This is a genomic window from Syntrophales bacterium (genome assembly GCA_026417625.1).
In the GTDB taxonomy this organism is placed as follows: domain Bacteria; phylum Desulfobacterota; class Syntrophia; order Syntrophales; family UBA8958; genus JAOACW01.
The window spans coordinates 88,830-104,572 of the sequence record JAOACW010000007.1; the positions used below are offsets into that span (position 1 = coordinate 88,830).

The 15,743-nt window shown below is 45.7% G+C and carries 12 protein-coding genes and 1 tRNA gene; 6 read left to right on the plus strand and 7 right to left on the minus strand.

The features are described 5' to 3' along the window. Positions 1 to 24: 24 nt before the first annotated feature. The 5 genes from clpX to N2317_06330 form a co-directional block, all read right to left on the minus strand. Complete coding sequence (gene clpX, locus N2317_06310) at positions 25 to 1,290, minus strand: ATP-dependent Clp protease ATP-binding subunit ClpX (GenBank protein ID MCX7817105.1); 1,266 nt, start codon at positions 1,288 to 1,290, stop codon at positions 25 to 27. A 10-nt stretch (positions 1,291 to 1,300) separates the two neighbouring features. Beyond that, positions 1,301 to 1,885 carry an ATP-dependent Clp endopeptidase proteolytic subunit ClpP gene (gene clpP, locus N2317_06315; protein MCX7817106.1) on the minus strand — a complete coding sequence of 195 codons (585 nt, stop codon included), beginning with the start codon at positions 1,883 to 1,885 and terminating at the stop codon, positions 1,301 to 1,303. Next, complete coding sequence (gene tig, locus N2317_06320) at positions 1,886 to 3,211, minus strand: trigger factor (GenBank protein MCX7817107.1); 1,326 nt, start codon at positions 3,209 to 3,211, stop codon at positions 1,886 to 1,888. A 150-nt stretch (positions 3,212 to 3,361) separates the two neighbouring features. Continuing rightward, positions 3,362 to 3,446: transfer RNA gene (locus N2317_06325), tRNA-Leu, on the minus strand. A gap of 54 nt (positions 3,447 to 3,500) precedes the next feature. Then, complete coding sequence (locus N2317_06330; GenBank protein ID MCX7817108.1) at positions 3,501 to 5,369, minus strand: GNAT family N-acetyltransferase; 1,869 nt, start codon at positions 5,367 to 5,369, stop codon at positions 3,501 to 3,503. A 135-nt stretch (positions 5,370 to 5,504) separates the two neighbouring features. On the opposite strand from N2317_06330, the gene N2317_06335 reads away from it, so the two are divergent. Both N2317_06335 and N2317_06340 read left to right on the plus strand, forming a co-directional pair. Beyond that, on the plus strand, positions 5,505 to 6,098 hold the full coding sequence (locus tag N2317_06335) for a MarC family protein (protein MCX7817109.1): 594 nt from the start codon (positions 5,505 to 5,507) through the stop codon (positions 6,096 to 6,098). A gap of 84 nt (positions 6,099 to 6,182) precedes the next feature. Beyond that, complete coding sequence (locus N2317_06340) at positions 6,183 to 8,513, plus strand: acetate/propionate family kinase (GenBank protein MCX7817110.1); 2,331 nt, start codon at positions 6,183 to 6,185, stop codon at positions 8,511 to 8,513. A gap of 249 nt (positions 8,514 to 8,762) precedes the next feature. Here N2317_06340 and N2317_06345 read toward each other — a convergent pair whose 3' ends face one another. Continuing rightward, on the minus strand, positions 8,763 to 9,455 hold the full coding sequence (locus tag N2317_06345) for a hypothetical protein (GenBank protein MCX7817111.1): 693 nt from the start codon (positions 9,453 to 9,455) through the stop codon (positions 8,763 to 8,765). 415 nt (positions 9,456 to 9,870) lie between these two features. Between N2317_06345 and N2317_06350 the strand changes: the two genes are divergently transcribed. From N2317_06350 to N2317_06365, 4 genes are all read left to right on the plus strand, one after another. Next, a complete protein-coding gene (locus N2317_06350) occupies positions 9,871 to 11,352 on the plus strand; it encodes a sigma 54-interacting transcriptional regulator (protein ID MCX7817112.1) in 1,482 nt (493 codons plus the stop codon). Positions 11,353 to 11,684: 332 nt separating this feature from the next. Further along, positions 11,685 to 12,989, plus strand: a complete 1,305-nt coding sequence (locus N2317_06355; protein MCX7817113.1) for a citrate:proton symporter — start codon at positions 11,685 to 11,687, stop codon at positions 12,987 to 12,989. A 12-nt stretch (positions 12,990 to 13,001) separates the two neighbouring features. After that, positions 13,002 to 14,342: a DUF1446 domain-containing protein gene (locus N2317_06360; GenBank protein MCX7817114.1), complete on the plus strand. Its 1,341-nt coding sequence runs from the start codon at positions 13,002 to 13,004 to the stop codon at positions 14,340 to 14,342. Continuing rightward, entirely contained in the window at positions 14,339 to 14,647 is a 309-nt protein-coding gene (locus tag N2317_06365; GenBank protein MCX7817115.1) for a hypothetical protein, read from the plus strand. Before N2317_06360 ends, N2317_06365 begins: the two co-directional genes overlap by 4 nt. A 285-nt stretch (positions 14,648 to 14,932) precedes the next feature. Here the strand turns inward: N2317_06365 and N2317_06370 are convergent. Then, a partial coding sequence (locus tag N2317_06370) for a hypothetical protein (GenBank protein ID MCX7817116.1) occupies positions 14,933 to 15,743 on the minus strand: 811 nt, incomplete at its 5' end.

A 15,743-nucleotide genomic window follows, 5' to 3' on the forward strand; every position in this document is an offset into this window, starting at 1 on the left:
AACACGCCTATACCTTTTTTTATTTTATGCTGTTTCAGTCTTAGATTCAAATATCAAAATTGGACTTTCACCGTTGAGAACAACCTCTTCACTGATTATACATTCCTTCAAATCCCGACGGGACGGAAGCTCATACATGATATCCAGCATAACATTCTCCAGAATGGAACGCAAACCTCTCGCCCCAGTTTTTCTTTCGATTGCCAGTTTAGCAATAGCTCTCAGAGCACCATCGGTGAATCTCAATTTCACATTTTCCATTTCGAATAACTTCTGGTACTGTTTGATTATAGCATCCTTCGGTTCAACAAGAATCCTCACCATATCATTTTCATCCAGTTCATCCAGCGTGGCAATGATGGGCAATCTGCCTACAAATTCTGGTATCATGCCGAACTTTAAAAGGTCCTCGGGCTGGACCTGAGCAAGAAGCTCCCCTATTTTTTTGCTGTGTTTGCCCCTTATCTCAGCACCAAATCCCATGGAACTTCCACTTATCCGCCTAGCTATTATCTCTTCTAAGGAGTTAAAAGCACCTCCACAAATAAAGAGAATATTTGTTGTATCCACCTGAATGAATTCCTGCTGAGGATGTTTACGTCCCCCTTTCGGAGGGATATTCGCTCTCGTCCCTTCAATGATCTTTAAAAGCGCCTGTTGTACACCTTCACCAGAGACATCCCTTGTTATAGAGGGATTCCCAGATTTTCTTGCAATCTTGTCAATCTCATCAATATAAACAATACCCTTCTGGGCTCTCTCCACATCATAATCGGCATTTTGGAGGAGGTAGAGTATGATGTTCTCCACATCCTCACCAACGTAACCCGCTTCCGTCAGGGCCGTTGCATCAGCTATGGCGAAAGGTACGTTCAACATCTTAGCCAACGTTTTCGCAAGCAAAGTCTTGCCGGAACCTGTGGGACCTATGAGGAGTATGTTGCTCTTCTGTATCTCCACCCCATCCCTGTTGTGCGTAGTCCCGCTGAGGATCCGCTTGTAATGATTATAAACAGCAACCGAAAGTATCTTCTTGGTTCTATCCTGACCAATGACATAAGCATCGAGGAATTTCTTTATCTCTTTAGGCTTCGGAATACCCCTTCTAATCTCATCTTTGTGGGGAACATTTCCATCTTCCTCAATTATGCAACGGCAGAGTTCTATACACTCATCACATATATACGCACTCGGCCCCGCAACCAGTTTGTTAACCTCGTTCTGGCTTCTCCCGCAGAACGAACAGAATAACAAACCAGGACTTTGATTATCCCTTCCTCTTCTCACCATATTCACCTCTCTATGGCCTCTTGGTGATTATCTCATCGATTAATCCGTATTCTTTTGCCTGCACGCTACTCATGTAATAATCCCTTTCAGTATCCGCTTGAATCCTCTCCAAAGGCTGTCCAGTGAGCTCTGATAGAATCCTATTCAACTCATCTTTCAATCTTAATATCTCCCTAGCCTGAATGTCAACATCAGTAGCCTGTCCATAAAAACCACCTATGGGCTGATGTATAAGAATCCTTGCATGGGGAAGGGCAAAGCGTTTGCCCTTGGTTCCCGCAGCGAGAAGAATAGCCCCCATACTAGCTGCCTGACCCATGCAGAACGTACAGACAGGTGGTCGAATGTACCGCATGGTATCATATATGGCCAGTCCGGAGCTAACCTGTCCACCGGGTGTATTGAGGTAGAAATAAATTTCCTTGTCGGGGTCCTCGGACTCCAGGTAAAGCATCTGCGCTATAACGAGATTCGCCACATTATCATCGATAGCTGTACCAAGAAATATTATCCTATCCTTTAGAAGGCGTGAGTATATATCGTAAGCCCTCTCACCCCTTCCGTCCTGTTCTATTACAATGGGTACAAGATGCATCTACTTCACCTCCTCACTTTTTGTCTCCCCAGGGGAGGTTTTTGTTATACGAGCGTTAGCCTCTAAGAAGTTAAACACCTTCTCTTCGAGAATATCATAACGGATCATATCCTCTATACCTTCATCACGGTATTTTTCCCTGTTCTCCTCATAGATTTGTCCCCTTTGAGCCGCAAATTGACGGAGTTTCTCCTCCAGTTCCCCTTCATCAACTGTTATCCCCTCCTTTGCAGCGATAGCCTTCATGAGCAGAAAAGTCCTTACAATGCGTCTCGCTTCCTCCTCATATTCTTCCCTGTGTTTTCCAATCAACTCTGCCGCCCTCTTCGGCTCCATCCCCCGCATAGTCATGTAACGATGGCTGTTTGCCATCATGGCCATGATCTGCCTATCCACCATCACCTGAGGAACCTCAAAAGAGTTCTGTTCAAGTAGTCTATCCAAGATACTTTTCCTAAGGCGTGCTCGCGTCTCATTCTGTCTGTTCAACTCCAGTGATTTACGAACCTCAGTGCGCAATTCCTCTATTGAACTTATGTTATCAAAGTTTTTGACAAATTCCTCATCAAGTGAAGGCAGCTTCTTCACCTTTATTCCTTTCAGTGTAACTTTGAAAATAACCTCTCGGCCCGCAACCTTCGGATTACCGTGATCCTCAGGAAACCTCACCTTTATTTCTCTGCTCTCCCCTTTTCTCGAATCCAGAATACCTTCTTCAAATTCCTGAGGAAGATTCCCTGCTCCCACTTCGAAGATATAATCTTCTCCTCTTAACTCGTTTAATACTTCTCCTTCCACCGCACCCTGAAAGTCAACCACAGCAAAGTCCCCTTTGTTTACACCTCTATCTTCTGGTACATCCTCCATCGTGCTGAACATGTCTTGAAGCTGCTGGATCCTCCGTTCCACATCATCATCCGTCACTGGGGTCTCTTCCACCTCTACCTCAATGTTTGTGTACCCCTGAGGATCAATCACAGGTTCCACCTCCACTGTGGCTGTGAAGGTAAAACCTTTTTCTACCTCCAATTCTGATTTTTCCAGTTCCGGATCGCCAAGGGGACGTATGTCCTTTTCCTCAAGGGTCTCAAAGTAAAAACGGTTTATCAGGTTACTCACCGCTTCATTTTCCACATAGTCTTTATAGTACACCTCCAAAACGGATCTCGGTACCTTTCCCGGACGAAATCCCTTTATTTTCGCCGTCCGAGATAACCTTCTGTAAATTTCATCAATCTCCCGTTTTGTTTCCTCCCAAGGAATCTCAAAGCTCAACCTCTTCTTAACAGGACTCAAATCCTCAATCTTGACAGCATGGGTTGTCATATTTAACGTTTACTCCTCCTCAGTTATCAAAAATGCAGCAGTTATCTAATAACGATTATAAATGATGTCAAGGTTATTACCTCTAATATAAACGCAAAACAAAAAAAAACCATCCACCCAAGTGGATGGTAACCTTTCTTTTAGAAAGGATGGTGCGAGAGAAGGGATTCGAACCCTTACGGTTTTACCCGCTGGATCCTAAGTCCAGTGCGTCTTCCAGTTCCGCCACTCTCGCGTTCTTAAAATATTAACCTCAAATAAAAAGACTGTCAACATCTACTGCCTAAAATCAAAGTCCTTTTTTATTGTTTGTCTCAAACGGTATGGTAAGTCGGTAGACACCACTCTGAAAGGCTGCCTTTACTGGAAATCCCAACTTTTCGATAACCCTAAGAATTGGTTTATTGTCCACCAGAACGTGCGCAGTAAAACCAGCAATACCCTCTTCGCGAGCTGTTTTAGCCAAAAGACCAAGAAGAAAAGTAGCAATACCTCGCCCACTGTACTGCTCATCCACAACCACAGCTATATCAGCATAAGGTTCTTCTTGGCTTCGCACATACCGTGCCTCCGCAATTATCCTTTCTACTCCTCCCTCTTCAACAACACCAACTATGGACATGGTGCGCCGGTAATCAACGTTCACGTATTCCTGCATTTTCTCATGGGGCATTGTCCTAATACGGGTAAAATAGCGATAGTAAACCGCTTGATCAGAAAAACGGTAAAAGAGTCTTCTCATTTCTTCCTCATCGGAAGGTTTAATAGCCCGGAATCTTACCTTCAAATTGTCTTTGAACTCCCGCTCACAGAAAATTCGTTCGGGATACAGAAAACCCGATTCGGGGATAAAAATCTGATCACGGTACAGCAAACATGCTTCCTTAGCCTTCTCTATAAGGCTCATTCTGTCATCCGGATGGGCGATATCTATTATAGCCTGCGCACGTTCTCTAAGAGATCGTCCCCGTAGATAAGCGATACCATATTCCGTTAAAACCATATCCAAAGATTCTCTGCAGTGAAACTGATAGGGGTAACCATCTACAGTCAAAACAATATTGCTTTCCCCTTTTCTGTTCCTGCTTGGCAGGGCGAAGACAGTTTTTCCACCCCTGGACAGGGAAGCACCCATGAATAGTTCCTGAACCACTCCTGGTCCAGCCGTAACATCTCCTTTTCCAATATGAAGGGCGATATTGCCTGTAAGATCAACTTTTCTGGCAGGTAAAATGGCAACGGTGTTGTCGTTCATACTAATGGCTTTTGGATCCATAACCACATCCATGGGTTGGAACTCCACAAGTGGATTTCTATCCAACCATTTCACCAGTTCCCTCGTTCCTATGACATATGAAGTTAGAGACTTCCCTCGGAAAACCGTCTTTTTCCTATTGGACACTGCCCCACTTTTTATTAAATCCATTAACGCATCTGTAAAAAAAGGTGAGTGAACCCCAAGGTCCCTTTTGGAGATAAGGGTTTTACCTAGAGCTTCGTAAAGGGGACCAATGGCAAAGGAAATACATGCCCCATCTTCAACCACTGAGGCAACATAAGAGGCTATTTTCAAGTATGTTTCATCTACCTGCCAGCGGTCAAGGTAATAGGGACTGTCTTCTGATTCAATTAGATAGTCAAATTCACTTACGTGGACAAGGGTATCACCCAGGGTCCATGGAGCTTCCAGATTTATCTCGCCCACCACAATATCCGCCACTTCCATTGCCTGACGCGCAACATCCACACCCACACCTAGGGAAACATACCCCATCTCATCTGGAGGCGTAACCTGCACAAAAGCCGCATCGAATCTAATAATTCCTGTGGCAAACAGGGAAGAGATACGGGAAAAACGTGACGGTATTAAATCCGCCCGGCCTTTTTTAATAGCGTCACTGGCAACCCAGCCAGAAAAAAACGTTTTCAGTCGAAATTTTTTAGCATACCTTTTCGAAAGGGAAACCGTTTCCCCTAAACTGACCAATTGTACAAGTTCCAGATCCTGAAGATTGGGAGCATCAGAGGATAGAAGGTATTTTACTATCGTTCGCGGTTCTGCCAGCCCCGTGCCCAAAAAGATGGACATTCCTGGCCTTATCTTATCCAGAATGAAATGGGGTTTTTTTATCTTATCTCCTACGGGATAATTCCACATAGTTACGTCTTTTTTGAATTTTTACCATCCTGTAACAACTCTTTACCTACTTGTCCACTTATATATTTACCGAACGTAGACCAAATGATAGATACCTATTAAATTAAAAGTAAACTTCTATAAAAGGGAGAGAATATGAAAAGCTTTTGGCTCTGTTTCGTCCCCCTTTTTGTGGCAGTAGATGCCTTTGGAATTCTGCCCATTTTCGTACAGCTAACTGAAGGCTTAAGCACCGAACAGATTAAAAGAATCATCTACCAGTCAATGATTACGGCTCTGGTTGTCGCACTGACATTTCTGGGCATTGGTACAGCAGTCTTTCAGATTTTAAATATCACCATGGCAGATTTTATGGTTGCAGGGGGGGTAGTGCTCTTCATACTTTCCATAAGAGACTTGCTCACACAGGAAAAGAAAAATCTCCCATTTGATCCCGAAAGTGTAGGTGCTGTACCTATAGGTGTCCCACTCGTAACTGGACCTGCCGTACTAACCACCTCCATGGTCCTTGTAAACGAGCACTCAGCACTAATAACAGCATTGGCTATTGCAGCCAATATACTCATCGCCGGCGTTGTTTTCTCTCTCGCACCCCACATACACCGCTTCCTTGGCAAAACAGGTTCTAAAGTTATCTCTAAGATCACGAGTCTCCTCCTTGCAGCCATCGGTGTGATGATCATCAGAAAGGGGATTGCCCTTTTTCTTACGGAAGGAATCCATTTTTAAAAAGTTTCCGTTCATCGCAGAAAAAGATTACCGCAACCAACAAAATGTGATAAGTTTCTCACAGTTCCAAAAAAAGGGGGGGACATGGATACAGAAAAATTCATCCAAAGTATCTACGTATTTTCCGACCTGAAACCCGATGATATAAACACCTTAATAAACAGCACCCAATCACTACACTTTCCCAAAGGTTCCCGAATAATCAAATTTGGAGAAATGAATAGGTTTCTCTGGATACTTACTTCTGGAGAGGCGGAGGTAATGGTGCCCACGGAAGACGGGTCTGAAGAATCTATAGCCACGTTGAAGTCTGGGGACATTTTCGGAGAAATGTCCATCCTAACAGGGGAACCAACAATAGCCTCGATTATAACCAAAAGCGACGTAAGTGTGCTTAAGGTGCCACGAGAGACAATATCACAGATTATCACCAAAAATCCGTCCATGCTGATGAAACTTACAGGTCTCATCTCAAAGCGTTACATAGAGAATGCCAGGCTGGAAACAGAACGTCAGTTAAGGAAAGCAGCTCACAGCGAAAGTCAAGATCCGTATGACCTCAATTTCACCTCATGCAGTGAGCCCATGAAGATTCTCGTCATAAACTGTGGTAGTTCTTCCCTAAAATTCACCCTCTTCGACACCCTTATAGGGGCTGCCGTAATTGAAGGTCTGGTAGAACGAATAGGCACAGGCGACGTTCACTTCCATCTGAAAACCCCAGATAAAAAATGGGAAGAGAAAAAATTCTCCATTAACAACATGGAAGACGCATTTCGAGCTATGCTGGGCACCCTCACCGATCCAGCCCTAAAAATACTGAAAGATATTAAGGAGATAAATGCAGTTGGTCATCGAGTGGTTCACGGGGGGAAACGCTTCTCCAATTCTGTAGTGATTGATAATGAAGTGCAAGAAGCTATCCGCTCCTTTATACCCCTTGCCCCCTTACACAACCCGTACAATCTCAAAGGTATAGAAATCATGACTTCACTTCTCACCGATGTGCCCCAAGTGGCCGTTTTTGATACAGCCTTTCATCTAAATATGCCTGCCCATGCGTCCATCTACGCCCTCCCCGCTCAACTCTGTGAAGAAAACGACATACGCCGCTATGGATTTCATGGCACTAACCACCGTTTCGTAGCCCTTAGTGCAGCCACCTTCCTCAAAAAGCGTGTAGGGGAGCTCAAGATAATCTCCTGTCATCTCGGAAACGGAGCCTCTGTATGCGCAATAGACCACGGAAGAAGCGTGGACACAAGCATGGGTATGACCCCTTTGGAAGGCTTGATCATGGGCACAAGATCGGGCGATCTGGATCCAGGAATCCTTCTTCAACTCATGCGTCATAAGGGTCTTAATTACGAAGAACTTGACAGGATATTAAACCGGGAAAGCGGACTTAAAGGTATTACGGAACTTAGCAGCGACATGCGGGAGATTCTCGCAGCGGCTGAAGAAGGTAATATGGCATGCAAACTCGCCGTTAGTGCCTTCTGTTACAGAGTCAAGAAATACATAGGAGCCTACGCAGCGGCTCTCGGTGGTTTGGATGTTCTAATTTTCACAGGTGGCATAGGGGAAAACTCACCGGAGATAAGGGCTAGAATATGCCAGGGATTGGATGTATTGGGTATAAACATCCTTGAAGAAGAAAATCGGAAAACATCGGCACTCAGAGGGAAAATAGCTACAATATCCCCTCATGAAAACCGGGTGAAAGTACTGGTAATACCCGCAGACGAGGAAAGGATGATCGCCAGAGAGACTATTCATGCCCTTGGGCGGGCATTACCAGTAGAGGACCTAAAGAGGTTCAGAACTACCCCGATACCTCTCAGCACCTCTGCCCATCACGTCCATTTATCAAAGGAGGATTTTGAATCTCTCTTTGGTGAAGGTCGGAAATTGACACCAAAAGCAGAACTCTCACAACCCGGCCAGTTCGCGGCAGAAGAAACAGTAAACCTGATCGGACCAAAAGGCCGCATTGATAAAGTAAGGATACTGGGACCTTTCCGTAAAGAAACGCAGGTAGAGATTTCCCGTACTGAGGAATTCAAATTGGGTGTCGACGCCCCCATTAGGGAATCGGGAGACCTCGAGGGGACACCGGGAATCGTCATCGAGGGGGAAAGGGGCACAATACGAATCAATAAAGGCGTCATATGTGCCCGACGCCATATACATCTATCACCGGAAGAGGCGTTAAAACTTGGACTGAGAGACAAGGACGTGGTTATGGTACGCGTCAAAGGTGAACGAGAACTCATCTTCGGAGATGTTCTTGTTAGGGTTCACCCTGAATACAGAATGGACATGCATATCGACACGGATGAGGCTAACGCAGCGGAAATATCCGAAGGGGCAGTGGGCTTTATAGAATCCATACAGCATAGAAATTACATGTAAAAAATTTTACTCTGGATGTTGCGAACCGACTCTCAGCAACACATCTGTTCTACGCACTTAAGAAAGCTACCGCCCAGGCAACCTCCCGCTTGCGCAGCTTTCATTAGGGGTGGGAACTTCCCAACAGCCACCGGCCCCACGGCAAATTGGCGTTTCACTGCTCTCCTCTCTTCAAGACCAAAAACGTTGTTTTAGGGATGGATAAGGGGCGGTATGAGGAAAAACCACCCCGCCCCTTTGTGTCTTTCATCACCGCCGAAGGGGCACCAGACGTCCACGGTAACCCTCGGGCACGTCCTGGAGGAGGGCGATGCCGAGTTGGGAGGTCTTTTTGCTCTCCGTTAAATCAGCATTGATGGCCTCCGTGTCCAGCGTCCACATGGCCCCCGTTAGGGGATCGACGATCAACCAGCCGATAAGCCCCCCAAAGACGAGATTGCCGGCAATGTACCAGCCGCTTGGGGTAGTATCCACCTTTATGACGCAATCGGCGAAGCCCTCTTTGCTGATCGTCACGGTGTAGGTCTTGCCCCGGAAATACCCCTTTTTCTTCGGTAAAGACACGGAAGTAGGCGTTAGCCCCTCAAATACCGTCCTCCCCTGCTCGTCCTTGATCAACACACTCGCCCGAGAGGGGTTGCTGGACAAGATAAGTAGTTCGGGGACACCCTTGCCCATAATGGTGGCACAACCTACTAACAAAACGAAACAAAACAAAATAATTACCTTTTTCCACATAACCACACCCCTCAAAACTTTTTTCCGGCCACGGAAGCGGTCCGGTTTGTCAAGCAGACCTAAACACAGGAGTGTGCTATTGGCAAAAACAGCAACGTTACCATCACCCGGGAAATAGCCATAAGCAGTAGCAACTCTGCCCCATTGTGCCGTGCCTGAAGGGATAACAAAGCGATCAAAAAGGGTTTTATTCCCCTTACCCATTTGTCAGAGCCGCGGACGAAGTTCTCCGCCTTTCTAATCCTGCTGCTTGATTGCATAAGCCGCGATTTCTCCGTCATCTCCACGGGCAGAAAACCAGGTAGGGATAGGGGCGGACGAGGGTAGTGAAAACACCTTTAGTCGAAATCAGCAAAGCGAAGAATGATGCAAGTTTTGGGATTTCAAAATCCCGTAAACCGCGCCATTTTCTACCCTAAACCCACGCCGGATTTCTCCACTGGCTATATCTAACTCGGAGATAGATCTCGGATGAAGAAGCTTTTTTGTGAGGTTGCTTGACATATCAAGCGTATTTCTTTAGTTTTTTGCGCAGTCAGGAGTAGAAATCAGTTTTTCTTTTGAGGCTCATTCGGCAATGAGATGGGAAATAAATCTCTGGCAATAAAGGATTTGATAAATGAAAGAGGATGACAAAAAGGGGAGAGAATCGGAAGAGGAGAATTTTCAGCGTGAATTTGGAGGGTCTTTGCCCTTACATGGTGAGTGGCTAAGCCATGTAAATGAAACGGGTCCCTCTAAAAATATCATTTCTTCATGGTTCATAGATATCCTCGATGCCATCTACGATGGTATTTTAATAGCCGACGCAAACACAATCGTCCGCTACGTTAATCCCGAATACACCCGAATTACGGGGGTGAAACCGGAGCAAATAATTGGGAGACCTTTACGAGAGGTACGACCTGGGGCTATCCTTCCAGATGTTATACGCACAGGAATTCCTCGAGCAGGGGTTTTCCGTAGAGAGGGCGAAATAGAATACGTTGTGGACATGGCGCCAATTTATAGGGATGGCAAGATCGTAGGCGGCGTTTCCGTTTTGAAGGATATTACAGAAGTCAGACGTCTCTCAAGCGAACTTAAAAAATTTGTAAAAAGGACCAACCAGCTTCACTCATTTGTCCGACATGTATTTCAGGCTAGATACACATTCGATGACATAATTGCTGTGAGCGAAGAAATGAAAAAGGTAGTAAGCCTCGCGAAACGGATAGCATTAGGTGATAGCGATGTTCTCATAACGGGTGAGAGCGGCACCGGCAAAGAGCTATTTGCCCAGGCCATACACAATGGAAGTAACCGTTCTTCCGGACCATTTATCGCTTTTAGTTGTGCATCCCTGAGCGCTTCTTTGGTGGAAAGTGAACTGTTTGGATATGCTGACGGAGCCTTCACAGGGGCACGAAAGGGAGGCAAGGCTGGCTTCTTTGAGATTGCTGACGGAGGAACTGTCTTCATTGATGAAGTGGCAGAACTAAGCAAAGAGGTGCAGGCTAAACTGCTCAGGGTCCTTCAGGAACGCAGGGTTCGCAGGGTAGGAGAGGCGGAAGAGGTGGAAGTGAATATCCGTATAATCATTGCCACCAACCGAGATCTTGAAAAAATGGTAAAAGAAGGGAAATTTCGAGAAGATCTCTACTACCGCCTAAATGTCGTTAACCTGCACCTACCTCCACTCAGGTCTCGTCAAGAGGACATAAAACCACTGGCAGAACACTTCTTCCACCAGTGTACCAGACGCCTGGGACGATCCCACACGGTGTCACCAAAAATTTACGAGATATTCGAGAAGTATCATTGGCCTGGTAACGTTAGGGAACTCATAAACACCGTGGAATATACTGTGAACATGGCAGATACAGATTTCATTGGACCTGAACATCTTCCGAAGAGATTTCACGACCTATCTTTACCACTGTACGAATCGACCTTAAAACAGACCGTTAGGGAGACGGAAAAAAAGATCATCCTAAATAAGCTCAATCGTCTGGGATGGTCAGTCTCTGCAAAGAAACAAATCGCCAAGGAAATGGGAATATCCCTGTCCTCTCTCTACGCCAAACTCAAATCCTACGGTATAAAAAAAGAAAAAAGCTAAATTCCATTTTCTCGGAAACTTAAACCACATTGTTCTAGAAAACTAAAAATCATTGTTTCAATTAGTATTTTTGCCACTTAAGGTGGAGCATTTCCCTTTTCTTTTTAAGAAAATCGGAAACTGATAGCGTTCATCGAATGTGAACTTCTCTCGGGCCTGAGTGCCTCAAAAAAATTACTCAAAAAAATCAAATACTTCTCTTTACCAAACGTCCGGGTAATACCCGAATTTGGTGGCGCCGGTGTCGTTTTTATTTGGCACAGCCGTTGCTCTGACGAAAGAACGACCTGACGCAGTACAGTCGGGGGAAATCTATAAGGAGGAATAGCAAAATGGCACTACTCGGCCTTATAACAATGATAGCTCTTTTGGCGGTGATACTTACAAAAAGACTAACACCACTGGCGGCTCTTATTGCAGTTCCAATCATTGGTGCCCTCGTAGGTGGTTTTGGCGTAATTTCCCTGGGTAAATTTATCGTTCAAGGAATACAAAATATTGCGCCAGTTGTGGCTATGTTTATTTTCGCCATAATATTTTTTGGGGTTTTAACGGACGCAGGCATGTTCGATCCAATAATCGAAAGGATTTTGCGGATCGTAGGAAACAATCCTACAAAAATAGTTGTTGGAAGTGCCTTGCTGGCTATGTTAGTTCACCTCGATGGATCGGGAGCGGTTACCTTTCTCATCACCCTGCCACCGTTAATACCTCTATACGAGAAACTCAAAATGGACAAAAGGGTCCTGGCATGCGTTGTTGCCCTTGGAGCAGGGACTATGAACATCGTCCCGTGGGGAGGCCCAACCCTGAGGGCAGCTACGTCACTGCAAGTTTCTGTCACTGATCTCTACAATCCCGTGATACCCGCTCAACTGTGTGGTCTCCTGTTTGTACTGTTGGTTGCTTTTTGGCTGGGGAGAAGGGAGGCAAAGCGTCTTGGAGCTTTTGAAGTTAATGGGATGCCGGATATCGAATATAAAAGGGAATTGACAGAGGAAGAAAAAGCTCTGAGAAGGCCGAAACTTTTTTGGTTCAACATAGCTTTGACCTGCTTTGTGATTGCAGGGTTGATTTGGGGCAAAGTTTCTCCCGCGGTGGTTTTCATGGTTGGTGCTACACTGGCACTTGTCGTTAATTATCCAAACATAAGCATCCAGCGACAGCGAGTGGATGCCCATGCCAAGGCGGCACTCATGATGGCAAGTATTCTTCTGGCCGCGGGATCGTTGATGGGCATTATGAAAGGAACGGGCATGATTACTGCTATGGCCAAGTCGGCGGTTCAGTTTGTACCTCAAGGTTTCGCAACCCATATACCTGTCATTATGGCCCTTGTGTCTATGCCCCTGAGTTTGTTGTTCGACCCAGATTCTTTCTACTTCGGTTTTCTCCCCGTTGTAGCAGAGGTAGCTAAAGCGGCAGGTGTCCCTGTTCTCCAGGTAGGACAGGCAGCGATTATAGGTCAAATGACAACAGGATTTCCTATAAGTCCACTTACCCCATCGACGTTCTTGCTCCTGGGTATGACTAATGTTGACTTGGGAGAACACCAAAAGTTTACATTCATCTACGCTTATTTAACGACATTAGTGATGGCAATTGTTTCCGTACTGTTAGGTCTATATCCCCTTTGATAGGAGGTCTTTATGAAAGCGGTGAGAATTGGATCAGGTGCAGGGTATTCGGGAGACCGTATAGAGCCAGCGGTTGAGCTGGCGGAGAAAGGAGACATCCAATACCTTGTTTTCGAGTGTCTCGCTGAGCGAACGATAGCAATTGCCCAGCAGACAAAGATGCGGGACCCTCAAGGGGGATATGATCCTCTACTTGTGGAGCGTATGGAGACCTGTCTTCCCATCTGTAAAATGAATAATGTGAGGATAATCACCAATATGGGAGCGGCTAATCCTATAGCTGGTGCAAAAAAAATCAAGGAAGTAGCGACACGCCTGAATATAAGAAACCTCAAGATTGCCGCCGTTACAGGAGATGACGTATTGGACATAGTACGTAAGGGAGAGTTCCCCATTCAGGAAACCGGTGAGCTATCCTCAAATTTAAGGGAGTCAATAATCTCTGCCAATGCCTATCTAGGGGCGGAATGCATCGTTGAGGCGCTTAAAAACGGTGCCGATGTGGTAATTACCGGTCGGGTGGCGGATCCGGCGCTGTTTATTGCACCGGCCATCCACACATTCGGATGGGATATGACGGATTGGGATCTTCTAGGACAAGCTACTGTTATGGGGCATCTCCTTGAATGTGCGGGTCAAATCACAGGAGGATACTTTGCCGATCCTGGCTATAAAGATGTGCCGGCGTTAGCGAGGCTCGGTTTTCCCCTAGCTGAAGTATATGAAGATGGTAGTTTTATCGTTACCAAGGTTTCTGAATCGGGTGGTTTGGTGACCTTAGCCACTTGTAAAGAACAGTTGTTTTACGAAATTCATGACCCCACAGCATACGTTACCCCTGATGTTATAGCTGATTTCTCAGAAGTTCAGTTGGAGGAAATAGGGAAAGATTGTGTGCGGGTTACAGGAGGTAAAGGGAAACCAAGACCAGAAATGCTTAAGGTTTCTATTGGATACCTTGATGGATATATCGGTGAAGGTCAGATAAGCTACGGTGGACCCGGCGCAGTGGCCCGTGGTCAGCTGGCATTAGAGATAGTATTGGAAAGACTAAAGATCACAGGGGTGCAGTACGAGGAAATAAAAAGTGAACTGATAGGTTTAAACTCGCTCCACGGAAACAAAATATCCAGCGGTTATAATCCTTATGAAGTGAGGGTCCGTGTTGCCGCAAGGACAAAGACCTTCAAAGACGCTGTGCGTATCGGCAATGAAGTAGAGACTCTCTACACAAACGGTCCCGCAGGTGGGGCTGGAGCGTGGAAAAATGTAAGGGAAGTGCTAGCTATCGTTTCCACCTTTATACCTCGATCTCTGGTGAACTACTCAATAAATTACGAGGAGGTTTTATGAAGCTACGCCAAATTGCGCACGCCCGTACGGGAGACAAAGGTGACACAGCCAATGTAGCTTTAATTGTCTATGACCTGGCGATGTATCCTCTTCTGGAAAAGTATGTAACAGCTGAAAGGGTTAAGGAATTTTTATCCGATATCGTAAAGGGAGATGTCATACGTTACACAATCCCGCATCTGGGTGTGCTTAATTTTGTACTGCACAACGCCCTGGGTGGGGGTGTGACCCGTACACTATCCCTGGACCTACACGGCAAATCGTTGAGTTCTGCCCTCCTTGAGATGGAGATCCCCGATATGTAAGTATTGCCCAATGAGTATACAAATCTCCGGGAAGCAAACTTAACGGGATGGCAATCGGCCCTCAAAGAGGGGCATAACACTCAAACTTTGGGGGATCGAACACTACGCCCGATAGTTTCGTTTTGTGTTTTTTACGGAAGGATTGCATTTTCACGATGCGGGAGTAGCGATGCTCGCAGAACCATAGTTATGGAATCTCATCTTGAGCGCTTTATGTGGAACGGCCGTTGTTTAAACACGCTCTCCTATACACCAATTAGAGTGAATAAAAAGTTCTCTCCATCATCACTCTTTTATTTTAATCCCCAATTGTCTCAATGCCTCTAAAACCTTATCCTCGTATTCCTGTTTACTCAGACTACCATCACTCGCCCGCAGTTCCAAACTCAGAGCGTTGAACTTACTCTGGAGTAAGTTCATGATGCCCATGATGTTAGACACCTTACCCTTTGGAACCTCAAATTTGAGGCGAATTTCTTTCATTTCCTCTCGACCCTTTTGAGTGCCTAACTCTCCCGGCGTTATTGACGTATCTTCACTTTTGCGGTCATCCCGCACTTCGGGTTCCTCTGCTTCATCTTTCGGCTTTTCCAGTTTACACAGATTCTCGGGGATCAGAATTTCTTTGCCCGTAAAGGCCACCGTTGCAACCTCTTTGAAAAAACGACACACTGGTTTCTCATCCGCGAGTTCCCCCAACCCGAAAAGTCCCTGTTTCACCCCCTCGGTGATGCTCCTTTCGATTACATCCTTAGACGCAGGTCGCAGCTCTCCCGGTGTCCTGAAAAGGGATTGATATAGTTGCTCCGTGAAAACGTACTCGCGGTTCACCAGATATTTTTCCTTTATGACAAGTGGAGCTATACGTTCGAGTATCTCGCCGTTGGAGACGAGTTTCCCGTAAATTTCTTCACAGAGAGTCTTATACTCCCCGTAAGTAGGAATGCCCAAGTCTATCTCTCGGAACCCTTCTTTCGCTGGAACCGCAACAATACGATAGAGACGCCTGATGTACTCAGAAATTCTTTCCTCCGCCTTTTTCAATGCTTTTTTGTTTTCCTTTTTCTGCTCTTCGGAAAGATTGAGCGTTTTATCC